Raw genomic sequence first — 26,032 nt, forward strand, 5'->3', positions numbered from 1 at the left:
TTTTCAGCTACCCGTTCAACTATCATTAGGAAATAGGCAGTATGACAATGAAAGAAAACACCTCCTCAACAGATAATACCAACCTTAAGCCAGAAACTATTTCTGATATAAAATCATACAAAGTAAGTGGTTTTGACTTGATAGTTACGACCTCTAATGGTAATACCACAACTTTAAAAGATGGCTTAACCAACCTGGTTTTGGGAAATGTTGAGTTACGTGATACCACGGGAAAAACAATTAATCAGGATCATATTATCTCTTCTATAAAAACTTATCAGCTTGGGTTAGATACAGTCTACCTGGCTGACAAGTTAGTAAGCGATGAATCCACACCAGAAACTACAAAGGATGAGTCAGAACAACAGGTAAAAGATACTTTTGCTGATATAAATAAAGCTCTGGAAGAATCTTTACAGCAAAAAATCAAAGAGTATGAGGAACTCCTCAAACAGCAGACTACAGATTTAAAAGAAAATATACAGCTCGAAAAAAACGAACAATTATCACAAAAGAAAGAAATTATTGACAAAAAAGCAAAGCAAGAACTTTCTAAAAATTTAAAACCTGCCGAAGAAGAGGTCGTGAATAACGCTCCCACACCACCCGCTACACCGCCAGTCCCACCGGCGTCATCAAGTTCTTCATCAAGCGAGCAGGCAGAAAAGGCCCTGGAGCCATTACCTACGCCAGAGGTTCCTCTTTTTATTACCGGTCAACTGGATGCGAAGGCCGATTCCGGCAAAACAGGAGACGGTATTACCAATATTACTACACCAACCTTTACCGGCAATGCTACGCCAGGCGCGACGGCAAGCCTTATAATAGACAAGACGCACTACCCGTTAACTGTTGATAAAGATGGTAAATGGACCTTACAACTCTCTTCTCCTCTACCAGATGGGCAGTATGAGATAAACTTTACTATCACCGATAGCGGCGGCAAAACGGTGAAATCTACTACCACCGTCGTAATCGATAGTGAAGTTTCCGGGCTCACTGCCTCACTTGCCCCTGCGTCAGACTCCGGCATTGTCGGTGATTCGATAACCAATAATCCCAAACCTGTGCTTCAGGGCACTTCCGAACCGGGTTCCATCATTAATGTTATTATTGGCGGCATGACGTTAACCACCGTTACCAATGCAGACGGTCAGTGGTATTTATCTCCAGGTACGAATTTGCCAGATGGGGTATATCATTATCAGGTTACTGCTACCGATGAGGCAGGAAATACCGCAACGGTGAATAACACCGTAACTATCGATACGACCGCGCCTGATGCTACATTTGCGCTATCCGCCGCCACGGATTCCGGACAGCAGGGCGATTTTCTGACGAATATTCCCCAGCCAGTATTGACAGGAAAAACGGAACCCGGTGCCCATGTTATTTTGACCCTCGATGGCAACGTTTATGAAGTCATTGCCGATCGACAAGGGCAGTGGAAACTTGAAATCACTCCGGCGCTCAACGACGGTAGCTATGAATTTACCGTTGAAACGACCGATATTGCCGGGAATAGCGCTACGCAAACCGGTAAAGTGACAATTGATACCCAGCCTCCGACAATAACGGCAACATTATCGACAGAATCAGATACAGGTAGCAGCAACACTGACGGCGTTACCAATAACCCACATCCCCTATTAACCGGAAATACCAAGCCTTTAGCGATCATTACCGTTACGCTGGCCGGTAAATCGTTCTCTGTCCAGGCTGATGAAAATGGGCTATGGACCTGGAAAGTGCCAGAAGACCTGGTATTAGATGATGGCGAGCATGTTTATACGCTTTCGGTAACGGATGCCGCAGGTAATAGTGCTTCCTCGCCATTAGAAGGTAAATTTACGCTTGATACCACCCCTCCGTCTGCCCCCACGGTGTACCTTGACGCCGATAGCAATTCCGGCGATTCCGGCGACAACATCACCAATATTACTACCCCAACTCTGAGCGGAAAATCAGAGCCTCATACGGAAGTGTTCGTCACTATTGATGACCATATTTATTCTCTTCAGGCTGATGAAAATGGCGACTGGCAGCTCACTTTGGATACGCCGCTGGCAGATGGCCGCTATGACGTTACCGTGGCCGCAAAAGATAATGCGGGAAATATGAGCGAAACCACGGGGAATATGACGCTGGTTATTGATACCAGTATCCCGGAAATCACCGTAAGCCTGCGTGAAAGCGATGATAGCGGCGTGAGTAACAGTGACGGTATCACACACATTAATCAGCCAACCTTCCACGGTACAGCAACGCCAAATACCTCCGTGGTGTTGACCATCAATAATGTGGAATACCGTGTCGCTGCCGATACAGACGGTAACTGGTCTTTAACGCTCCCGGATGTGCTTGCGGATGAGACATATGAATATACGGTAAAAGTTGAAAATGCGGTGGGCACCAGCGCGACGGCATCAGGCAGCATTACCGTGGACACAACCCCTCCTTCATCTGAAGCAAGTTTAGACGAAGCATCGGATAGCGGACGGAATACTCAGGACAATATCACGAATGTTATCCGCCCCATTCTTACCGGTACGACGGAGCCCGAAGCTGACATAGAAATTATGTTTAACGGCGTGAGCCATACATTGAAAGCTGGGGCTGATGGTACCTGGCACTATGCAATACCGGACGACCTTCCTGATGCAACATACACTTATACGGTCACCACTACTGATAAAGCGGGCAACACCTCAAGCAGCGAACATCTGTTTTCTGTTGATACCGTTTCCCAACTCAGCGGCGGGCTTGATCTTTCCAGCGTAATGGAAGGTACGGCGGGGAATAATACTACCCAGCTTGTCCGCCCGATGCTCAGCGGCATGGCGGAACCTGGCAGCCTTGTCACCGTCGCCATCAAAGGCATGACCTATACGGCTTCCGTAGATGACACCGGAAGGTGGAAACTGACCTTGCCCAAAGATGCGGAGCCCGGCCTGAATGAATATACCGTAACCTCAGAAGATCTCGCCGGAAACACGGCAACAATTACAGGTAATTTTAATTATGTCCCATCAGGCGTAGTACCGCCTAAAGTTACAGCGCAGCTGGATGCTGATAGCGACAGCGGCATCAAGGGCGATAATATTACAAATGACAATACGCCGAAAATTGTCGGACAGGCCACGCCGGATACGGTGATCGTCCTGACCATCGCCGGGCAAAGTTATACCACAACGGCGGCGGCTGACGGCTCCTGGTCCATTGATGTAACCCACGCACTGAACGAAGGGTTTAGCGAATATACGGTGACTGCAACGGATACCGGTACCGGGTTATCCGCCATCACCACGAATAATATTTTTATTGATACCCTTAACCCCCTATCGACAGTGGGATTAACGAGCGATTCAGATACCGGCATCAAAGGGGATATGATCACTAAAACGACCCGGCCCGTTTTTACCGGCAAAACCGAACCAGGCGCTACGATCACCCTGCATATAGATGGTCAGATACGACACACCACGGCAGACCATAAAGGGGACTGGACACTGCAAGGTCCAACCTGGGGTTTGCCGCCTAATTATAAGGCCGGTTATACAATTATCGTCACGGATAAAGCCGGAAATAAAACCACCACTAAAGGGAGTGTTACTACTGATAATACAGCGCCATCGTTAACGAGCTCTGAATTACACAGCAGCAGCGATACGGGCGACAAAGACAGATACTGGACTAATGACCTTACCCCCACTCTCACAGGTAGAGCCGAAGCAGGCTCAAAAGTGACCATTCGCATTAATGATAAAACCTATAACGTCACAGATATCGCCAGCAATGGAACATGGAAATTCACCCTTCCTGCGGGCCTGGTTCAGGATAATGGCAATTATCACACCATTCGTTTTTCTGTCACAGCGACCGATGCGGCCGGTAATACCACCACTACGTCTGACGCCATCTATATTTGTAAGCGTAAACTGACCATCACTAGCGGGCTCTCTGACGAGACGGATAGCGATACCAAAGGCGATAACCTGACATCAGTAACCAAACCGACGCTGGAAGGCACCATCGCCGGAGGCCAGCCTAGCGACAACTTGCGCGGCACCATTACCATCGGCGGTAAAACCTATCCGTTAACGATTACCGCCGGGGGAACAAAGTGGTCGTTTACGGTGCCTGGCAGCGCGCCGCTGAGTTCAGGAACACATGATTATACGCTGACTTTCAAGGATAAATTTGGTACAGAAACCACCCACTCCGCCTCGGTGACAATCAGTACTCTGATCGGATTTCTTTCCCCCGAAGATGATACTGGCGTAGTCGGCGATAACCAGACACAAAATGCCTCACCATCATTAAGCGGCAAAGCGAGTATCGGTTCCACATTACGTATTGAGTTTAATGCGCAGGAATATACTATTCCGGTTAATGCCGATGGCACCTGGACGTTTACATTACCGGGAGGGCCATTCGTTGAAGGGGAATATCACTACAAACTGACAGAGATTGTCGGACACTCGGTCACCTCATTTAACGGTTCCTTCACCATAGACCATACGCCGCCGGAAATTACCGGGGGACTTCGTCCTGGCGATGCGACACCGAATGATCCTTCAGCCTCCCGGTGGGCTACGCCGACGTTTAATGGAAAAGCAGAACCTAATCGGGAAGTTATTGTAGAGATCAACGGAAAACGTTACTCAACCATGTCAGACGGTAATGGTAACTGGCAAATCTGGTTACAGGATGCAAATCTTCTTCCCAATACACGTTATGATTACACCATAACGTCTACCGATGCTGCGGGGAATAGCGGCGTATTTCATGGCACAATTAGCAATGTCGTCGCCGCGCCTAATGCACAATTTGGCGGTCATGAAGATTATCTCATTGGCACTGCTGGCTCAACTAACAGTATTTTCTATACGGACACCTCGCCGGTTATCGTCGGACGCGGTAATCCAGGCGATACGATTACCATCAGAAAAAACTCAGGCGGGTCAGGCCCTTTAACCACCGTCGTTGACGCGGATGGCAACTGGAAAATCCAGTTGCCTGCGTCAGAATTCCCGGCAGATACGCCCCAGGGCGGATACTTCACCTGGAGTCTTACCGTAACCAATAGTTATGGTTTGGAAACCACTTACACCGTTAGAATCACCCGCGACTCCGTTCCTCCGACGTTGACCGGCGGGCTGGACAACGCCAGCGATACCGGCATCGAGGGCGATAACATTACTCACAACTCCACGCCTACGTTTAGCGGAAGCACGGAAGCCGGTCTGAAAGTCACGATTACGCTTAATGGGCAAAACTACACCGTAACCGCCAATAACGCCGGTAAATGGAGCTTTACCGTGCCGGAAACGTTGCGGGACGGTAATTATGACTACAGCATATCGACTGTCGATAAGGCGGGTAATCTTTCCCCTACGATTACCGGAACGCTTACCGTCGATAACTCCAGCGTAGCGCTAACAGGCGGACTGGATACTACTGCCGATCCGAATATCGCCAATGGCTGGAGTAATCATAACGATCAAACGTTAAAAGGCACGACCACACCAGGCGCAACGGTGATAGTGACAATCAACGGCATGACTTATACCCCCATCGTTACCGCTGATGGCAACTGGACTCTGGCGCTCCCCGGCTTATCAAACAATAGTTACAGCTACACCGTGACAGCGACTAACACCGCAGGAAAATCATCGACCATTAGCGGGCAGTTCGTCATTGATAACACGCCACCAACCACAACGGTAGGACTCAGCGCTGCTACGGACAGTGGGGTATTAGGCGATTTTATCACTAACAATGAAACGCCGGTTTTTACAGGCAAAACAAAACCTGGTGCCACGATAACGCTCACGATTGGCGGGCAAACGCATACGGTGGTAGCGGACAACCAGGGGAACTGGGAAGTCACTGTCAACACGCCATTAAATAGTGGTACGCATAACTATACTGTTTCCATTACTGACCTTGCGCAAAACGTCAGCACGCCTCTCAACGGCGAGTTGAATATTCAGAGTGGAAATATGGCGGGCTTAGTGACTGGCGGCCTGGATATTGATAGCAATACTGGCGATACCGGAGATACCATCACCAGTAATACAAAACCTAACTTTTCTGGTACGGCGCCCACTGGCGTCACGGTTATCGTCACGATTGGCGGTAAAACCTATAAAACCGTTGCCGATCAGCATGGTAACTGGAAACTCGCCATTACCAGTCCATTACGCGATGGCGATCATGATTACTCTATCTCGCTCGAAGATGTGGCAGGTAATCAATCCCCTCCGATAATGGGGAAGATCACAATCGACAGTGTATCTCACCTCCAGATAAATGGACTGAGTGACGATACGGACTCCGGCGCCAAAGCGGACAATGTCACTAACAATACCACGCCCACACTCATGGGAACCGCTGAGGCCAATGCCACGATTACGCTCACGATTGACGGTAATCGGTATACCACCACAGCTAACGTAGACGGAACATGGACGATACCGTTGACTCATGCCTTAACGGATGGGGATTATCATTACACGGTCACTGCCACTGATAGCGCAGGCAATACGACATCCTCTACGGCGACCATCACGATTGACACCACTGCTCCCGATTATTTAACCGGCGGGCTGGATATCGCCAGCGAAACCGGGGCGCTCGGCAGTCATCTCACGAATCAGACTACGCCAACTTTTAGCGGAGCCACAGAAAGCGGCGCGACCGTCACGTTAATGATTAACGGTAAAACGTATACCGCTATTGCAGGCGATAATGGTAAATGGAACATAACCCTGCCGGAGGCCGGTAAATTAGCAGATGGTAGCTACCCATACACGATTACAGTGACGGATGCCAGCGGTAACGTAAGCGGCGTACAAGTGAACGGTAATGTTACCGTTCAAAATACGCCGCCCTCAGCAAATGCTGGATTACACGCCGGAAGCGATAGCGGGGTTACGGGCGATCAGATAACCAACAACACCCAGCCCACGCTGTCGGGCAAAACCGCGCCCGGCGCGTCTATTGTCGTTATTTTTGCAGGCACTACTTATCCTGTGGCAGTCGATGCGTCTGGAAACTGGGCATTCCGTCTCCCTGGTACACTAACGGATGGCGGCTACTCTTATCAGGTTTTGGCAACGGATAATGCCGGAAACGAAACACGCTATGACGGCGATTTTACTGTTGATACTTCCCCTCCGGACGCTCCTGTAGCCGCTCTGGCGGAAAGTGCGGACAGTGGCGTCACAGGCGATGGTATTACGCATATAAAGAATCCGACCTTTACAGGAACAGCGGAAGCGAACGCTACCGTGATCTTGACGATCAACGGGAAAGACTATACGGCCAAAGCCGGGAGCGACGGTGCCTGGACAATAACATTACCTGTGGGTCATTCGCTGCCAGACGGAACGTATCAGTACACTGTTTTAGCTCAGGATACCGCCGGGAACATATCAGCGCCCACCGCCGGATCGGTGGCGATTAATACCACTGCGCCAACTATCCCTGGCGGAGGTCTCGACGCCACTACCGGCACAGATAATATCACCAACGTAACGACACCGACATTTAGTGGTAAGGCTGACCCCAACAGCATCGTTATTCTACGTATCAATGGTAAAGCGTATGAGATCCAGGTAGGGAATGATGGCGCCTGGAAATTCACGTTGCCGGCAGACGATATCCTCACCGATGGGACTTACGCCTATACCTTACAGAGCAAAAACGCTATCGGAAATACATCCGCAGAACAATCAGGTTCGGTCATTATTGATACTATGCCGCCAACAGCTCCCACTGCCGGGCTTGCGCCCGGTTATGACACGGGAGTGGCGGGCGATAATATCACGCGCATTACAACCCCCAAATTCACTGGAAAAGCGGAACCAGGAACGACTATCACGCTTTCTATTAACGGCAAAATATATGAATGCCCTACGGCGACCGACGGTACATGGGCCTTTACTTTACCTTCGGCCGATGCGCTGGCAACCGGTAACTATGCCTATACAGTGTTAGCCACAGACGCCGCCGGAAATGTTTCCGCAACCACTAACGGTAATATCACAATCGATCTCGCCCTTCCTGCCATTCCAAATGGTGGGCTTGCTACCGAGTCTGATACGGGTACGCCCGGTGATAATATTACCAGTACGGATCTCCCCACCTTCAGTGGTACGGCAGAACCTAATATCACCGTTATTTTGACCCTCAACGGTAAACGTTACGACGTACCGGTCAATAATGATGGCACGTGGCGTTTTACCTTACCTGCCGGAGATGAACTGAATGACGGCTCTTATAACTTCACGCTACAAGGCCAGAACACGGCAGGTACGACATCTGATGCCTTTACGGGATCAATAACTATCGATACAACGCCGCCCGATGCGGCTGTCGGGGAACTGACTGCCGATACGGATACGGGTATCACTGGCGATAATATCACCAGTGTGAGCACCCCGACCTTTACCGGTACGACAGATCCAGGCGCAACCATTATTTTCACTATCAATAGCAAAACGTATGAGTTCCAGGCCGATAGCAGCGGTGTATGGCGCTTCACGTTGCCGACGGAAAATGCGCTGCCTGACGATACGTACATTTATACGGTACAGGCCAAAGACGCCGCCGGAAATGCGTCTACGCCGACCAACGGTTCGCTCACCGTTGATTCTACCTCACCCGCGCCTACCGCTGGCACGCTTACCGAAGATTCAGATACCGGCAACAAAGGAGATAATGTCACCCGTGATAAAACGCCGACATTCACTGGCACAACGGAACCCGGAGCGACCGTTATTCTGACGCTCAATAAGAAAACACATACCTTCCAGGCGGGGAATGACGGTAGATGGCACTTTACCTTACCGGCTGCTAATGCGTTAGATGATGGTATTTATCAATATACCGTACAGGCTAAAGACATAGCAGGAAACACCTCTTCGTTGTCTGCCGGTTGGCTAACAATCGACACTACGCCGCCAGTGCTTTCCCTGGAAGATAACAGTGATACCGGGACGGCAGGTGATAATATCACCAGCATCAATACGCCAACCTTTACCGGTACTTCAGAAGCCAATGCGACGATCACACTGAACATCGACAGTAAGGTGTTCACCACAACCGCTGACAGCGCCGGGAAGTGGACAATTACCCTTGACCAGTCCCTCAATGACGGCGCTTATGAATATACCCTTACCGCTAAAGATGCTGCCGGGAACGAAAATACGCTGAACGAGCGGCTGACCATCGATACGCAACCGCCCGCCGAACCCACACTGGGATCGACGGCTGACGGTGTTGATAGTACCGTCACCCTCCAGGGAACGGTGGAAGCCAATCAGGATATTCAGGTGAAGGTCACGGTTAACGGTACGGAATATCCCGCTAGCGTCGATAATGATTCTGGTGACTGGCATGTTTCTGTTCCGCAATCCGTTATTCTGTCGGGGGAGAATCAGTACACCATAACGGCCACCGATCCCGCCGGTAATAGTACTGTTGCCAGTGGAACATTTACGGGTACATCACCAACGGAAAATCCAGTTAACAAGAGTTCCGGCGCAGATGAAATGATTTCGCTTAGTGAGGCGACTTTGCATTCGGTAAGCGTTGAGGAAGAATATTATGCCTTATAACTAAACAACACCATGACGAGGCCTCTTCGGAGGCCTCCTGATAAAAACAGAATAATAATATTTATTGTCTGTTAATTATTACAGAAGACAGTTAGTTTATTAAAAGAATAAAAAAAGCGGCAGACTACGCTGCCGCAAATATGAGGAGGACAATTACCGTTACGCTACACCACAAAGTAATCCGTTACTGAGGTAAGTAAAACATAACTTCCCCAAACAATGAATCAACGAATCAAGTAATCTGCAAATCATGGCATTAATAGCCTTGTACTGTTTTAGCATGATGTGACAGTAAAAATACATTTTGGTCATTCTGTATATCACGGGAAAACTTATAAAACAGATTTGGTTCGCTCACAATATACAAATTATTTTCATCATCCATGGCAATCCCTTCTGGCTGAGGGATATCGTCTCTAAGCCCTGACCACTCCGCCGTCAGGAATAGTCGATCGCGCACCCGCCACTCGGAACTGATCTCCAGAATCATTTTTGACTCGTCCGACAATACCAGCAGCGAATCCGTTGGGGCATAATATTCCAGCCCGGAGACATCGCTAATGCTCGCGGTGACGGTAGAAGGCAACACACTGGTGATACCATTTTTGCTCATCTCTACTTCTTTGATCACAATGGGTTTTCTTTCTTTAGCGGCATACAATCTCTCATTTTTCGCATCCCATGCCGTACCTTCCAGCCCTTTATTTTTTGTTTTGTTATAGCCTTCAAGCTTAACCATGGAGATTATCTGCATAGTGCCGCGCTGAATATCAACCTGCGTTTTATATACCGCGCCCTCTTTCTCACTGCCTATCTGGAACTGGTTGCCCCCACTCCACGCAATAGACTCAGGGTCGTAGATTCCCTGGAGCGGCATCCGCCCCACTAATTGCCCTTCTGTCGTTAGCCAGACCAGTTCAGGGGGATTATTAATAACGGCGAAAAGCATCCTGTCTTCGGCGGAGTAGGTCAGACCTGAAAGGTTACTCTTAATTCCTGCGACTGGTTTTTCCTGAATAACCGCTTTATAGCCACTGAGTGTCAGCGCCGAAGGTTTATCGCCATATTTCAGAATTAGCTGATAAACATAGCGAATATCGTCCCTGACCATAAATAAAATCACGCCAAAGAGTACAACCACAATACAGCGTTTTAGTAATCTCATAAAAAATCCATAGCAGATCACGTCACGACTGATGCCGTAACGCATTTCTTAAAAATAAAGCCGTGCCCGATAGAATCGATATCCGGTTATGGCGATTGCCACCAGCATAGACAAAATGGAATGGTCAGCGTTATCACAAAAAGACCTGTTTTAATCACTAATGTATCTTTTTTGTAAATTGACATAATCAAGAGGAAGGTAGTTCCGGCTAATTATTTAAATATTAAGTCTGTAAATTAACGCCGCTATGCAGGGCGAATGACAAAAAGTGATAATTAATGATATGCAACACCGCGATCGGATCTGCTATTGCTGCTCTTACTTCTATTCAACCGGACAGCAAAAAATGAAACTCAACCTTATTACCGCCGGCCTGACAACGCTTGTTGCCGCTGGCGCACTCCCGGCTCATGCCGGCCCTCAGGCGCACGTCGTGTGCGGCTATCACCACACACTAGGCGATGACGCGATTATGATGTTTGGTAAAGCGAATCAGGCGATGTGGCATGATTTTTTTGGCAACACCCACACCGACGCGGTCTCTACCTACCAGACGTTGCGCGCGCAACCAGATACCACCTGCGATAATAAAGCCGACAGCTCCGCTTACTGGGCGCCGTCCATGAAATTACCCAATGGCGAAATCGTAAAACCGGCCTACCAAAAGACCTATTATCAATCCACAAATGTAGCGCAATATCCGCTCCATCCGTTCCCGGCTGGGCTGGAACTACTGGCAGGCGATCATCACGGAACCGGCCCCAGTTCAGCCATTACCTTCTTATGCTCCAATGGTAAAGGTTACACCAAAACAACAGGCGAAATATGCGGTCTGCGTAAAGCGGGCGATGCCGTCCAGTTTAATATCGGGATCGCTTTCCCCAACTGTTGGGATGGCGTCAACCTGAAGCCGACCCATAGTCACAATAATGCGACCTATGCTGACCACGGGAAATGTTCCGCAGAATATCCGGTCAAAATCCCGACAGTTAATATGAACATCGCCTGGGTACTCCCGCAGATCTCCTCGCTGGATACGTCCAAGGTGGAATTGTCGATGGACCCGGTAATGCATGGCGAAACCCGGGAAGAGCGCTGGGGAAGTCTTTATACCGCCCATGCCGATTTTATGAATGGCTGGACGGAAGATGGCGCGCAGTTTATGACGGATCTGTGTATGAATCAGGGGCTGGATTGCGGCACTACGGTTCCTTACGCCTACAGTAAAGCGGAAGAAAATACCTGGGTAAGCAGCGAAGACGACAAGCCTCATGCCAACGTCGATACCTTGTATGTACAGGATGACTGGACAAATGGCGGACGCACGCAGCATCCGGAAACGCTCACGCTGGTGAAATTTAAGATCCCGCCCCTACCTGCCAATATGGACGCTTCGCTATTCAAATACCGTATTCGCCTTTTTGGCGGCAAAACGGAAACGAACGGCGCCGATCAGATCTTCTTTTACCCAACCAACAACGACTGGCACGCCAGTACCGTGTCATGGAACAATAAACCGGCGATCAACTACCGTTCCGATGCCGTGTTATATCTAAACTACTCGCATGAATACCGCATGGTTGATGTCGATAAAGCGGTGCGCAAAGCGCTGGCAGAAGGGAAAACGGAAGTATCCTGGTATATCGGCGGCGACCGTCAGGGAAATCACTACGATTTCACGCCAGCGAACTCAAAACAGAGCCTGGTGCTGATGCTGACCGGTTTTAAAAAGACGCCGGAACTGTAATGTCAGACTGTGCCCGCTGGCGCGACAGCGGGCACGATGGCGATATAAGCATTACAGTGCGTCATCAAAACCTGATAGATATCTCAGAAAAACAATCGGTTAGTCGCAGGCTGTAGCCCCTGTTTCTGTTGAACGTCCTGCAGATAGCATGTCGTCACGACGGCAAGTCGGGCATAGAACGCACTAATGGTATTACATTGCAGCAGGTCCAGATAGCGGAATCCCCAGGGCGAGACGGTCATCTCTCCCTGGCCTTCAAACAACACGGAAAATTGCCATGTAAGAGCATCATCATCCGGTAGCGACCATGACGCGCACAGCGGCTCACTATGTCCGAGTTCGCGCCAGGGGTAAGAATTATTTTATGCAATTTTGATGAAAATAAATTACCTATCACGGTATACAGCGATATTAATTAACGACATGACGTTTGCCAGTCGAGACGAGCAGGTAGAGTGCCCTGCAAGGCAAGACAAGACAAGACAAGACAAGACAAGACAAGCTTTTCAACATTGGTGCAACCGTGCAACGTCGCCTACTACCTTTGAATTAGACGCTTCATCAGGGATAATAACCTTACAATTCATCAGTTCAGGTCCGCTATGAAACACTCCCTGCCATGCCGGGCGTTACGCAAACGCCCCATGAAACTCGGCACGACCGTCATTCTGATGGTCAGCGCCGTTTTGTTCTCGGTGCTCGTTGTGGTCCATCTGATCTATTTCTCGCAAATCAGCAGCATGACGCGCGACGCGCTGGCAGATAAAGCGCTGGCGGTGGCCCGCTCGCTGGCGGACTCTCCGACAATTCGCGAGGGGCTGAAAAAACCGCCTGCGGAAAGCGGCATTCAGACGCTCGCCGAAGCGGTGAGCCAGCATAACGGCTTTTTGTTTATTGTGGTGACGAATATGCAGGGCATCCGTTATTCGCACCCAGAAGCGCAGCGAATCGGTCAACCGTTCAAAGGCGATGATATTCTGCTCGCGCTGCAGGGAAAGGAAAACGTCGCCATTAATCGCGGCTTTCTCGCCAAAGCGCTGCGCGTTTTTACGCCGGTTTATGATGAACGCCACCGGCAGATCGGCGTTGTAGCGATTGGCCTGGAACTCCGTCACGTTACGCAACAGATCAACAATAGCCGCGGCAGTATTATCTGGTCCATTCTGTTCGGCGCTCTGGTGGGGTTATTAGGCACGTATGCGCTGGTCAAGGTGCTAAAACGAATCTTGTTTGGCCTCGAACCGTATGAAATTTCCACTCTTTTTGAACAGCGTCAGGCTATGCTACAGTCGATCAAAGAAGGCGTTATCGCCGTCGATGATAGCGGCGAAGTCACGTTGATTAACCATGCGGCGCAGGCGCTGCTCGATTATCGAAAAACGCAGGATGACGCCAGATTATCCACCCTGAGCCATGCCTGGTCGCAGGTGGTAGACATTAGCGAAGTGTTGCGTGACGGTACGCCGCGCCGCGATGAAGAGATCATCGTCAAAGGCCGTCTGCTGCTTGTGAATACCGTTCCGGTGCGCAGCAACGGCGAAATTATCGGCGCGATATCCACCTTCAGGGATAAAACAGAAGTTCGCCAACTGATGCAACGGTTGGACGGGATGGTGAACTACGCGGATGCGCTCCGTGAACGATCCCACGAATTCATGAACAAATTACATGTGATTCTGGGATTATTGCACCTGAAGAGTTATAAGCAGCTTGAAGCGTATATTATCAAGACGGCCAATAACTATCAGGAAGAGATCGGTTTGCTGCTGGGTAAAATAAAATCGCCGATTATCGCTGGATTTTTGTTCAGTAAGATTAATCGCACCTCTGATTTCGGGCACAGCTTGGTGATAAGCAGTGACAGCCAATTACCGGATAATAACAATGAAGATCAGGTCACGGTGCTGATTACGGCGCTGGGTAATTTGATTGAAAACGCGCTGGAAGCGTTGGGCCAGGAGTCCGGCGGCGAAATTAGCATCTCGTTACACTACCGTCATGGCTGGCTGCATTGCGAAGTGAGCGATGATGGCCCCGGTATCGAACCTGAGCGCATCGACGCGATTTTTGAAAAAGGCGTCTCGTCAAAAGGCGCCGAACGCGGCGTCGGTTTAGCGCTGGTTAAACAGCAGGTTGAAGCGCTTGGCGGCGTAATTTCCGTGGAATCTGAACCTGGGATCTTCACACAATTTTTTGTACAGTTACCCTGGGATGGGGAGAGGACCAGCCTATGATCAATGTATTAATTGTCGATGACGATGCGATGGTCGCGGAGCTAAATCGCCGCTACGTCGCGCAAATCTCCGGTTTTCATTGCTGTGGAACCGCTTCGACGCTGGAAAAAGCGAAAGAGTTTATCTTCAACAGTGAAAATCACATTGACCTGATCCTGCTGGATATCTACATGCAGCAGGAAAATGGACTGGATCTGCTGCCTGTCCTGCACAGCGCAGGCTGCAAAAGCGACGTTATTGTCATTTCTTCTGCCGCTGACGCCGCCACCATTAAAGATTCGCTTCACTACGGCGTAGTGGATTATCTGATCAAGCCTTTTCAGGCCACGCGCTTTGAAGAAGCGCTAACTGGCTGGCTACGTAAGAAAACGGCAATGGAAAAACGCCAGTATTACGAACAGTCTGAGCTTGATCTGCTCATTCACGGCAATTCATCCAGCGAGCAGGAGCCTCGCCGGCTGCCAAAAGGGCTGACGCAGCAAACGCTACGCACCTTATGCCAGTGGATTGATGCGCATCAGGAGCAGGAGTTTTCTACCGACGAGCTGGCCAACGAAGTGAATATCTCTCGCGTCTCCTGCCGTAAATATCTTATCTGGCTGGTGAATTGCCATATCTTGTTTACCAGCATTCATTACGGCGTGACCGGCAGACCGGTTTACCGCTACCGCGTTCAGCCGGAACATTACTCTTTACTTAAACAATATTGTCAGTAAGGATACAGCATAAATCTGACGCGAAGCGTTATATATTGGTAACAATTATTATAACAATATAAATAAAAACGCTATCACATTAATAACAAATCAGGAAAATTGTGTCAGATCAAATATACCCAACGTAGGCCAGTTAACGTTATTTTCTATAATTACAGCGCCATGCGCTGTTTTTAATTTCAAAACGCTAACAAAAGTTAATTAAGTATTATCCCCTGCCGAGAGTGTGTATTTTTATTAAAAAAGGGATTGGTCCGGAATTTTCCTGACACTTAAATAAAATTACGTTTGTAGCAATGGAGCTCGTGCTACGCCTATGGACAATACGTATATTTGTGAGCAGAAACTCGTCTCCAGACGCCATACGAATAATTTAGAAAAATGGCGTGATAATGATCACACAAGTCACATTCTGTATGATTTATACGCTGACGAGACGCGAAAACTAAATAAAATATACCTGTTTTTCAAACAGATATATTTTAACCTCCTGCTCTCATTCGTTTCACCTGCCCATCGCCAGAGGGTGATTCCCTCTGAACATCACCATCGTAAGAAAATAATTACTTAAAGCAACTCTGTAAAACGCTTAACCGTTAATCGTCGCCACTGGCGCATTGAATATTCGCCACTTCCTGATGTTCATTCATACAAATCAGAAGATGGCTGTGATCCATTTATCAAAATTGACTGGGTTTATCGCGAGGGTAAATAAAAATGTTATTTAGTATACAGCTTCTCATAATATTAATATGTCTGTTTTATGGCGCCCGAAAGGGAGGGATCGCGCTCGGGTTGCTGGGCGGTATCGGTCTGGTCATTCTGGTGTTTGTTTTCCATCTCCAGCCAGGTAAACCGCCCGTTGACGTAATGCTGGTAATTATCGCGGTAGTCGCCGCGTCGGCAACATTACAAGCGTCAGGCGGTCTGGATGTGATGTTGCAGATTGCCGAAAAGCTGCTGCGCCGCAACCCCAAATATGTCTCTATTGTGGCGCCGTTCGTCACCTGTACCCTGACGATTCTGTGTGGTACAGGCCACGTGGTCTACACCATTTTGCCGATTATCTACGACGTAGCGATCAAGAATAATATCCGTCCGGAACGTCCAATGGCGGCCAGTTCTATCGGCGCGCAAATGGGCATCATCGCCAGTCCGGTTTCCGTCGCTGTTGTTTCTCTGGTGGCAATGCTGGGCAACGTAACTTTTGATGGCAGGCATCTGGAATTCCTCGATCTGTTGTCTATCACCATCCCCTCTACCCTGCTCGGCATCCTGGCGATAGGCATTTTTAGCTGGTTCCGCGGTAAAGATCTGGATAAAGACGAAGCGTTTCAGAAATTTATTTCCGTACCGGAAAACCGTCAGTACGTGTACGGCGATACCGCGACGCTGCTGGATAAAAAACTGCCGAAAAGCAACTGGCTGGCGATGTGGATCTTCCTGGCGGCTATCGCCGTGGTCGCTATCCTGGGGGCAGACTCCGACTTACGCCCTACCTTCGGCGGCAAACCGTTGTCGATGGTGCTGGTCATTCAGATGTTCATGCTGCTGACCGGGGCGCTCATTATCATCCTGACCAAAACCAATCCTGCGTCTATCTCAAAAAATGAAGTCTTTCGTTCCGGTATGATTGCGATTGTCGCGGTATACGGGATCGCCTGGATGGCGGAAACCATGTTCGGCGCGCACATGTCGGAAATTCAGGGCGTGCTGGGTGAAATGGTCAAAGAGTATCCGTGGGCCTACGCCATCGTTCTGCTGTTGGTCTCCAAGTTTGTTAACTCCCAGGCGGCAGCGCTGGCGGCGATTGTTCCCGTCGCGCTGGCTATCGGCGTCGATCCGGCGTATATCGTGGCCTCTGCGCCGGCATGTTATGGCTACTACATCCTGCCGACCTACCCAAGCGATCTGGCGGCGATTCAGTTTGACCGTTCCGGCACGACCCATATTGGCCGCTTCGTCATTAACCACAGCTTCATTCTGCCGGGTTTGATTGGCGTAAGCGTCTCCTGCGTCTTTGGCTGGATCTTTGCCGCAATGTACGGATTCCTGTAATGGCAGCGCGCGCCGCCCGGTTATGCGCGGCGCGCGACTTAGAGTCTGGCCCATTAGGCTCTTAATACATTTTCTTACTATTAGGCTGGAAGCACATGTCGAAAAAAGAGTTTATCTATCAGGCGCCTTTCCCGATGGGAGAGGACAAAACAGAGTATTATCTGCTCACCTCCGATTATGTCAGCGTCAGTGAATTCAACGGAGAATCTATCCTCAACGTTGAGCCGCAGGCGTTAACGTTGTTGGCTCAGCAAGCCTTCCACGACGCATCTTTCATGCTCCGCCCTGAACACCAGCAGCAAGTCGCCGCCATTCTCCACGACCCCGAAGCCAGCGAAAACGACAAATACGTGGCGCTGCAATTCCTGAGAAACTCCGAGATCGCCGCCAAAGGCGTTCTGCCAACCTGCCAGGATACCGGCACGGCGATTATCATGGGTAAAAAAGGCCAACGTGTCTGGACGGGCGGCGGCGATGAAGCCGCACTCTCCAAAGGCGTATTCAATACCTATATCGAAGATAACCTGCGCTACTCGCAGAACGCGCCGCTGGATATGTACAAAGAGGTTAATACCGGCAGCAACCTGCCAGCGCAAATCGATCTCTATGCCGTCGACGGCGACGAGTACAAGTTCCTCTGCGTGGCGAAAGGCGGCGGTTCAGCAAACAAAACGTATCTCTATCAGGAGACTAAAGCGCTGCTCACCCCTGGTAAGCTGAAAAACTTCCTCGTTGAGAAAATGCGCACGCTGGGCACCGCGGCCTGCCCGCCATACCATATCGCATTTGTCATTGGCGGCACCTCGGCGGAAAGCACGCTGAAAACCGTAAAACTCGCCAGCACTCACTATTACGACGCGCTGCCGACGGAAGGTAACGAGCACGGCCAGGCATTCCGCGATCTCCACCTGGAACAGGAACTGCTGGAAGAAGCGCAAAAACTTGGCCTCGGCGCCCAGTTCGGCGGGAAATATTTCGCCCACGATATTCGCGTGATTCGCCTGCCGCGTCACGGCGCCTCCTGTCCGGTGGGGATGGGCGTCTCCTGCTCGGCAGACCGTAACATTAAAGCGAAAATTAACCGCGAAGGCATCTGGATCGAAAAACTGGAACACAATCCGGGCCAGTATATTCCGCCAGCGCTGCGTCAGGCGGGCGAAGGCGACGCGGTGAAAGTCGATCTCAACCGCCCGATGAAAGAGATCCTCGCCCAGCTATCACAGTATCCGGTCTCGACTCGCCTGTCGCTGACGGGCACCATTATCGTGGGTCGCGATATCGCCCACGCGAAGCTAAAAGAGCGTATCGAATCCGGCGAAGGTCTGCCGCAGTACATTAAAGACCATCCCATCTATTACGCAGGTCCGGCAAAAACCCCGGCAGGTTATCCATCTGGCTCATTAGGCCCCACCACCGCAGGCCGAATGGACTCTTATGTCGATCTGCTGCAATCCCACGGCGGCAGTATGATCATGCTGGCGAAAGGCAACCGTAGCCAGCAGGTCACGGATGCCTGTAAAAAACACGGCGGTTTTTATTTGGGCAGTATCGGCGGCCCGGCGGCGGTACTGGCGCAGCAGAGCATTAAGCATCTGGAGTGCGTCGAGTATCCGGAACTCGGCATGGAAGCTATCTGGAAAATTGAAGTAGAAGATTTCCCGGCCTTTATCCTGGTGGATGACAAAGGCAACGATTTCTTCCAGCAGATTGTCAGCAAACAGTGCGCTAACTGCGCGAAATAACCTGGCAGGCCCGGCATTCTCCCGGGCCGCGTTATCGGTTAATTGCCGGATGGCGCTACGCTTATCCGGCCTGGACGAGAGACCATGCTCACGCTTTTACATCGCTGGTCGCTACCACAGAAATCACCGGGCTATCCGGCTGTTCGACGAATGGCGGTGTTTTCCGGTATTTATCCAGCAGGTGGATCTGAATCTTGCGCAGCATATCGCCGTTCAAACGGTAGTAGCGGAAGTAGAGAACTAACGTCATCATGAAAAACAGTACCGGCAGGACAATCATAATAAACTGCATCCCCTGCAGGGTTTGCGCAGACTGCGCCACATTCGGCGTGTAGCCAATCAGCCCCAGCACCAGAGCGATAAAGAACGCCGCAAACGCCGAGCCGCCCTTCACGACCATCGTCTGTACGGAATAGGCGATACTCTCGCAGCGAATATTGAGCTTAAATTCCCCATAATCGACCGTATCCGCCACCATGATCACCTGAAGCACCCAAAAGAGCGCGGTCCCGATATTAAGGAAAATACCCGCCGCCACGATTAAAGCGGCATTATGGACGTCCGCCAACGCCATCGCAAAGAGCCCTGCGCAACTCAGAACGGGCATCACGGAGGCACCCGCCCACAATATCCGCCGCGATAACATTTTCACCAGCCGGGGGAAGAGAATCAACGTCAGCAGATTCGCCGCGCCGGCGTAAGAAAGGTAATAGGGAAAAAGATCGGCATCGCCAATCACATAGGTGAAGTAGTAGATCGCAAAGCCGTTGATAATATTGGAGGCAATGTTATATGCCAGCGCCATTCCCAACAGGCAAGAGAGCTGATCGTTTTTGTATATCAATCCAACGATTGTTTTTAACGTCAGATGTGGGCGACCAGCCGTTACGCCGTTGTCGGAGGAGTACACCTCATGTACGTTGCGTAATGTCACGATAGTCGAGGCTATAAAGAACGCAATCAGTACCAGCGTGAACATCTGAAAGCCGAATCCGCGATCCGCTCCACCAACGTAATTCACAAACGGCAGTGTTACACCGGCAGTGACGAAGCCAGCCAGACTGGCGAAGAAACGCGGGAACGGCACCAGTTGTTCGCGTTCTCGCTTATCAAGCGTAATGGTCGGCACCAGCGACCAAAATGGGATATCCATAATGGTATACGTCATGCCCCACAGGATGTAGGTCACGCAGACAAATACAACCTGCGCGGTTCCCTCAAAAAGATGGGCGCTGAACAGCAGAAAAAGCACCAGCGAATTGGTTAAGGTGCCGATCAATATCCACGGCTTAAATTTCCCCCACCGCGAACGCGTGGCGTTGACAATCCAGCCCATGATGGGATCGTTTATCGCATCCCAGATTCGCGCGACCAGAAAGAGGGTGCCGACGAGGCCGACCGAGAGTCCCACCACATCGGTGTAGTAATACATCAGGTACATATACACGATGCCGATGGCGAAATCCTTACCAAACGCACCGAACCCGTAACTCAGCTTTGTTGTCAGAGAGATGCTCATAGGGTACCGGGTCGCTGTTACCAGCGCCCGCCTTCTGTTAGTAGAGGTTAAACGCCGGATCTGCCGTCCAGCGCGGCTGGAGATTAACGACGTAACCAGGCCGGAAGCCAGTCGCCATGCGCGGCGATCAGATCGTCAACCAACGCATAGATTTCTTCGATACCCAGCACCGCCGCGGTATGAGGGTCCATCATCGCCGCGTGATACACACGATCGCGGTTTTCCGTGAGGATGGCTTCGGTCAACAGCGTTTGCACGTTGATGTTGGTCTGCATCATCGCCGCCAGATGAGAAGGGATCGTCCCCACCTTCGTCGGCTGGATGCCGTTGGCATCCACCAGACAAGCCACTTCCACGCAGCTTCCCTGCGGCAGGTTATCAATCAGCCCCTCATTACGCACATTGCCGTAAATCACGCTCGGCTCGCCGGTCCACAGTGCGTTCATAATGGTGCTGGCGTACTCGCGGGACGGTTTGATATCGATACGCTCGGCGGTTTTATACTCCTCCAGCTCTTTATGCCAGTTCGCCAGTTGTTCTACGCAGCGTTTCGGATATTCATCCAGCGGCACCTTGTAGCGCGCAATCAGATCCTCGCGTCCCGGTTTAATAAACCACGGTGTGTACTCGGCAAAATGCTCTGATGACTCGGTGACGAAGTAACCCAGCTTTTTGAACATCTCGTAGCGCACAATGTTCTGGCAGCGTTCATTGCCGTGAATATTGGGCTTCGGTGCCTGTCCGGCGTCATAGGCCGCCTGCAATTCAGGATAGAGATTGACATAAGTCCCGTCAGCCGTTTTGCGTTCCAGTTCCAGGTAAAACGCCATGTGATTAATGCCGGCGCAACGGTAGCGCAGCGAGGCGGGATCGATATTCAGATCGCGCGCCAGTTCTTCCGCCGTTCCCTGTACAGAATGGCACAGGCCGACCTGTTTGATATGCGGATAGCGGGCATACATCGCCCAGGTATTCATCGCCATCGGGTTGACGTAATTGAGCATGGTGGCCTTCGGACAGACTTCCGTCATGTCTTCGCAAATCCGCCACAGATGCGGGATGGTCCGCAATGCGCGCATAATGCCGCCCGGCCCCAGCGTATCGGCGATCGTCTGTTCCAGGCCATGACGTTTACAGACCTCAAAATCGGTCACGGTGCAGGGTTCATAGCCGCCAATCTGAAAGGCGACCACCACGAAATCCGCATCCTGTAGCGCCGCTTTCTGTTTGGTATGGCAGGTAATTCGGCCAGAAGCGCCCGCTGAGTCCATCAGTTTTCGTACAACAATGTGCGACTCTTCAAGCCGGGTTTCGTCAATATCCATCAGGGCGATATGCGCTGACTTTAGCGCCTCGCGATGAAACACATCGCCGAGGATATTTTTGACGAAAATCGTAGAACCTGCGCCGATAAAGGTAATTTTGGGTGCCGCCATCATGACTCTCCAGAACAGTAGTGAACACCTTCATGGTGGCACGCGTTCCCGGTGAAAACCTCCGTCTTCCCCAATGAGCATTCCCGAAAACTCAGATCGTATGCTGACGCGCGGAAGATCTGAGTTTTTGGGACAAAATAGCGTAAAAAGCAGAGTATTCGGCCTGATAGTCAGACTACGCTCTACAATACCGACGGATTCTGTGTCCGGATTCCCGGTTTCCTCCCTGCTAAACGCGCATAATTCTGATAATTCAGGAAATGGAGTGACGATGAGTACGCAGCCAATAACCTTTCTCCCGCCCGACCCGCACATGTGCAACGGTGATGAAAAGCAAACCCGTAGCCCGTTGTCGCTCTATTCTGAATATCAACGGCTGGACGTTGAACTGAGGCCGCCGCACAGGATGGCCAGCAGTCACTGGCATGGGCAAGTGGAAGTGAATGTTCCGTTTGACGGCGATGTGGAGTATTTAATCAACAATGAAGTCGTGCAGATAAAGCAGGGACATATCACCCTGTTTTGGGCCTGTACGCCGCACCAGCTTACCCGCCCCGGTAATTGCCGACAGATGGCGATTTTCAGTTTGCCGATGCACCTGTTTCTCTCCTGGCCGCTGGCTCGCGATCTTATCAACCACGTCACGCACGGGATGGTGGTAAAATCGCTGGCGACCCAGCAACTTAGTACCTTTGAAGTATTGCGCTGGCAACAGGAAACAAGCAGCCCGAATGAGCAAATTCGTCAGTTGGCGATCGATGAGATCGGCCTGATGCTTAAACGCTTTAGCCTTTCCGGCTGGCAACCCATTTTGCTCAATAAAACATCACGCACCCACAAGAATAGCGTCTCACGCCATGCGCAGTTTTACGTAAGCCAGATGCTGGGATTTATTGCCGATAACTACGATCAGGCGCTAACCATTAACGACGTCGCGGAGCATGTCAAACTCAATGCTAATTACGCGATGGGAATATTCCAGCGGGTCATGCAACTGACGATGAAGCAGTACATCACGGCGATGCGCATCAATCACGTACGCGCCTTATTGAGCGATACTGACAAAACGATCCTCGATGTCGCTCTGACTGCCGGATTCCGATCCAGCAGCCGTTTTTACAGTACTTTCAGCAAATTTGTCGGCATGTCGCCGCAACAATACCGCAAGCTAAGCCAGCAACGGCGCCAGACGATGCCCGGCTGAAACCGGATACCACTATCAGCCAAAAAAATAATTCACCTGTCGATAAACCGTGGGTGAAATGGCACGCTATAAATAATTAACTAATTGTTTATTAAAAAATAATATCAATAACAGGCTATTGTTTAACCACTTTACACCCCCTATTTGACGGGGTAATACTTGCCCACGTCACATTCATACGGCGGGTCGGCAAGGCGTAAATTGCACGGCCTCCACAACCGGGTAAAAGATGATGAAAGTATTAATTGTTGAAAGTGAGTTTCTGCATCAGGACACCTGGGTTGGCAACGCGGTTGAGCGTCTGGCGGATGCCTTGAGCCAACAAAATATTACCGTCATTAAATCGACATCCTTCGATGACGGTTATGCCATCTTGTCCGCGAACGAAGCCATTGACTGTCTGATGTTCAGCTATCAAATGGAACAACCGGATGAGCACCTGAGTGTCAGGCAATTGATCGGTAAGCTTCACGAGCGTCAGCAAAACGTACCCGTTTTCCTGTTAGGCGACAGGGAAAAAGCGACGGCATCGCTGGACCGCGACCTGCTGGAGCTTGTCGATGAGTTCGCCTGGATTCTGGAAGACACCGCTGACTTTATCGCCGGACGCGCCGTTGCCGCCATGACCCGGTATCGCCAGCAACTGTTACCGCCGCTGTTTAACGCGTTGATGAAATACAGCGACATTCATGAATACTCATGGGCGGCGCCTGGACACCAGGGCGGCGTCGGCTTCACTAAAACGCCTGCCGGTCGCTTTTATCACGATTATTATGGCGAAAACCTGTTCCGCAGCGACATGGGGATTGAGCGTACCACGCTTGGTTCACTACTCGACCATACCGGCGCGTTTGGCGAAAGCGAGAAAAACGCCGCCCGCGTATTCGGCGCCGACCGCTCCTGGTCCGTGGTTGTCGGGACCTCCGGCTCTAACCGCACTATTATGCAGGCCTGTATGACGGATAATGATGTCGTCGTACTGGATCGTAACTGCCATAAATCCATCGAACAGGGGCTGATCCTCACCGGGGCCAAACCGGTATATATGGTGCCAAGCCGTAACCGTTACGGCATTATCGGGCCAATCTACCCGCAGGAAATGCAGCCTGAAACCTTGCAGAAAAAAATCAGCGCCAGCCCGCTGACCAAAACCAAAGCCGGACAGAAACCTTCTTACAGCGTGGTGACCAACTGTACCTATGACGGCGTATGCTATAACGCCAAAGAGGCGCAGGATCTGCTGGCAAAAACCAGCGATCGCATTCACTTCGACGAAGCATGGTACGGCTATGCGCGCTTCAACCCGATTTATTGCGATCACTACGCGATGCGCGGCGAGCCAGGCGACCATAACGGTCCGACCGTTTTTGCCACCCACTCTACTCACAAACTGCTGAACGCGCTTTCACAAGCCTCCTACATCCACGTTCGTGAAGGCCGCGGCGCGGTGAATTTCTCCCGCTTCAACCAGGCGTATATGATGCATGCCACCACCTCTCCGTTATATGCCATCTGCGCATCCAACGATGTGGCGGTATCGATGATGGACGGCAACAGCGGCCTGTCGCTCACTCAGGAGGTGATTGACGAAGCGGTCGATTTCCGTCAGGCGATGGCGCGTCTTTATAAAGAGTTTACTGACGAAGGCGACTGGTTCTTTAAACCGTGGAATAAAGATGTCGTCACCGATCCACAAACCGGTAAAACGTATGACTTCGCTGACGCGCCGGCAAAACTATTGGCTACCGACCAGAACTGTTGGGTCATGCGCCCCGGGGAAACCTGGCACGGCTTTAAAGACCTGCCGGATAACTGGAGTATGCTGGACCCGATCAAAGTCAGTATCCTGGCGCCGGGTATGGGCGACGATGGCAAACTGGAAGCATCCGGTGTACCTGCTGCGCTGGTCACGGCATGGCTTGGCCGCCACGGTATCGTGCCGACCCGCACCACCGACTTCCAGATTATGTTCCTGTTCTCCATGGGGGTCACTCGCGGGAAATGGGGGACGTTGATCAACACACTGTGTTCCTTCAAACACCATTACGACGCGAATACGCCGCTGGCGCAGGTGATGCCGGAACTGGTGCAGGATTATCCTGACACTTACGCGAACATGGGTATTCATGATCTGGGCGATAAAATGTTTGCCTGGCTACGTGAAAATAACCCAGGCGCCCGTCTCAACGCCGCTTATTCCACCCTGCCGGCCGCGGAAATCACCCCGCGCGACGCCTACAACGCGATCGTGAACGACAATATTGAAATGGTGGCGATTGAAAATCTGCCGGGTCGCATTGCGGCGAACTCCGTTATTCCTTACCCGCCAGGAATCCCGATGCTCCTCTCCGGCGAAAACTTTGGCGATGAAAACAGTCCGCAGGTGGGTTACTTACGCTCGCTGCAATCCTGGGATCATCACTTCCCTGGCTTTGAGCATGAAACCGAAGGCACGGAAATTATTGATGGCGTATATCACGTTATGTGCGTGAAAGCCTAATCACAGAGAGTCTTTTTTTGAGGATGGCATGTATTCCCTGAGTATTGCTGCAAAACAATAATACTGTCATACCTTTTTTGCGCGG

The 26,032-nt window shown here is 50.7% G+C and carries 10 protein-coding genes and 4 pseudogenes; 10 read left to right on the top strand and 4 right to left on the bottom strand.

Annotation, left to right across the window (positions count from 1 at the left end; genetic code table 11):
* Positions 1-47: 47 nt before the first annotated feature.
* The 3 pseudogenes from F4V72_RS21510 to F4V72_RS24695 all read left to right on the top strand — a co-directional run.
* Positions 48-9,185 (top strand): annotated as a pseudogene (locus F4V72_RS21510) (Ig-like domain-containing protein); the annotation flags it as partial.
* 51 nt (positions 9,186-9,236) lie between these two features.
* A pseudogene (locus tag F4V72_RS24885) lies at positions 9,237-9,473 on the top strand (hypothetical protein); the annotation flags it as partial.
* A gap of 15 nt (positions 9,474-9,488) precedes the next feature.
* A pseudogene (locus tag F4V72_RS24695) lies at positions 9,489-9,626 on the top strand (hypothetical protein); the annotation flags it as partial.
* 256 nt (positions 9,627-9,882) lie between these two features.
* Here the strand turns inward: F4V72_RS24695 and F4V72_RS21515 are convergent.
* The gene (locus F4V72_RS21515; protein WP_023249530.1) at positions 9,883-10,836 is read right to left on the bottom strand and encodes an SdiA-regulated domain-containing protein; all 954 of its coding nucleotides are present in this window, start codon (positions 10,834-10,836) and stop codon (positions 9,883-9,885) included.
* Between the two features lie 301 nt (positions 10,837-11,137).
* Here F4V72_RS21515 and F4V72_RS21520 point away from each other — a divergent pair, with 301 nt between their 5' ends.
* Positions 11,138-12,538, top strand: coding sequence for a DUF7594 domain-containing protein (locus F4V72_RS21520; protein WP_053509238.1), 1,401 nt, complete (start codon positions 11,138-11,140; stop codon positions 12,536-12,538).
* Between the two features lie 83 nt (positions 12,539-12,621).
* Here F4V72_RS21520 and F4V72_RS21525 read toward each other — a convergent pair.
* Positions 12,622-12,891, bottom strand: a pseudogene (locus F4V72_RS21525) (TorD/DmsD family molecular chaperone); the annotation flags it as partial.
* Between the two features lie 249 nt (positions 12,892-13,140).
* Here F4V72_RS21525 and F4V72_RS21530 point away from each other — a divergent pair.
* The 4 genes from F4V72_RS21530 to fumA all read left to right on the top strand — a co-directional run bounded on the left by F4V72_RS21530 (position 13,141) and on the right by fumA (position 19,288).
* On the top strand, positions 13,141-14,772 hold the full coding sequence (locus tag F4V72_RS21530; RefSeq protein ID WP_023249527.1) for a sensor histidine kinase: 1,632 nt from the start codon (positions 13,141-13,143) through the stop codon (positions 14,770-14,772).
* Positions 14,769-15,488 carry a two-component system response regulator DcuR gene (gene dcuR / locus F4V72_RS21535; RefSeq protein ID WP_000611307.1) on the top strand — a complete coding sequence of 240 codons (720 nt, stop codon included), beginning with the start codon at positions 14,769-14,771 and terminating at the stop codon, positions 15,486-15,488. The genes F4V72_RS21530 and dcuR overlap by 4 nt, the downstream gene beginning before the upstream one ends.
* 717 nt (positions 15,489-16,205) lie before the next feature.
* Positions 16,206-17,546, top strand: a complete 1,341-nt coding sequence (gene dcuB, locus F4V72_RS21545) for an anaerobic C4-dicarboxylate transporter DcuB (protein ID WP_000899152.1) — start codon at positions 16,206-16,208, stop codon at positions 17,544-17,546.
* Between the two features lie 95 nt (positions 17,547-17,641).
* Positions 17,642-19,288 (top strand): class I fumarate hydratase FumA, encoded by a 1,647-nt coding sequence (gene fumA, locus F4V72_RS21550; protein ID WP_088734555.1) that lies wholly within the window; start codon positions 17,642-17,644, stop codon positions 19,286-19,288.
* An 88-nt stretch (positions 19,289-19,376) separates the two neighbouring features.
* Here the strand turns inward: fumA and melB are convergent, their stop codons facing one another.
* Both melB and melA read right to left on the bottom strand, forming a co-directional pair.
* The gene (gene melB / locus F4V72_RS21555) at positions 19,377-20,807 is read right to left on the bottom strand and encodes a melibiose:sodium transporter MelB (RefSeq protein WP_114049186.1); all 1,431 of its coding nucleotides are present in this window, start codon (positions 20,805-20,807) and stop codon (positions 19,377-19,379) included.
* Between the two features lie 83 nt (positions 20,808-20,890).
* Positions 20,891-22,246 carry an alpha-galactosidase gene (melA, locus tag F4V72_RS21560; protein WP_077944567.1) on the bottom strand — a complete coding sequence of 452 codons (1,356 nt, stop codon included), beginning with the start codon at positions 22,244-22,246 and terminating at the stop codon, positions 20,891-20,893.
* A 268-nt stretch (positions 22,247-22,514) separates the two neighbouring features.
* Between melA and melR the strand changes: the two genes are divergently transcribed.
* Entirely contained in the window at positions 22,515-23,447 is a 933-nt protein-coding gene (gene melR / locus F4V72_RS21565; RefSeq protein ID WP_023249523.1) for a transcriptional regulator MelR, read from the top strand.
* A 232-nt stretch (positions 23,448-23,679) separates the two neighbouring features.
* Positions 23,680-25,947, top strand: a complete 2,268-nt coding sequence (gene adiA, locus F4V72_RS21570) for an arginine decarboxylase (protein ID WP_150342506.1) — start codon at positions 23,680-23,682, stop codon at positions 25,945-25,947.
* Positions 25,948-26,032 lie beyond the last annotated feature (85 nt).

This window comes from Salmonella enterica subsp. diarizonae (genome assembly GCF_008692785.1).
GTDB lineage: Bacteria > Pseudomonadota > Gammaproteobacteria > Enterobacterales > Enterobacteriaceae > Salmonella > Salmonella diarizonae.

Bases quoted from the DNA above. Each gene is read 5' to 3' on its own strand.
- F4V72_RS21515 (WP_023249530.1), bottom strand. From the start codon at position 10,836: ATGCGTTACGGCATCAGTCGTGACGTGATCTGCTATGGATTTTTTATG.
- F4V72_RS21520 (WP_053509238.1), top strand. From the start codon at position 11,138: ATGAAACTCAACCTTATTACCGCCGGCCTGACAACGCTTGTTGCCGCT.
- F4V72_RS21530 (WP_023249527.1), top strand. From the start codon at position 13,141: ATGAAACACTCCCTGCCATGCCGGGCGTTACGCAAACGCCCCATGAAA.
- dcuR (WP_000611307.1), top strand. From the start codon at position 14,769: ATGATCAATGTATTAATTGTCGATGACGATGCGATGGTCGCGGAGCTA.
- dcuB (WP_000899152.1), top strand. From the start codon at position 16,206: ATGTTATTTAGTATACAGCTTCTCATAATATTAATATGTCTGTTTTAT.
- fumA (WP_088734555.1), top strand. From the start codon at position 17,642: ATGTCGAAAAAAGAGTTTATCTATCAGGCGCCTTTCCCGATGGGAGAG.
- melB (WP_114049186.1), bottom strand. From the start codon at position 20,807: ATGAGCATCTCTCTGACAACAAAGCTGAGTTACGGGTTCGGTGCGTTT.
- melA (WP_077944567.1), bottom strand. From the start codon at position 22,246: ATGATGGCGGCACCCAAAATTACCTTTATCGGCGCAGGTTCTACGATT.
- melR (WP_023249523.1), top strand. From the start codon at position 22,515: ATGAGTACGCAGCCAATAACCTTTCTCCCGCCCGACCCGCACATGTGC.
- adiA (WP_150342506.1), top strand. From the start codon at position 23,680: ATGAAAGTATTAATTGTTGAAAGTGAGTTTCTGCATCAGGACACCTGG.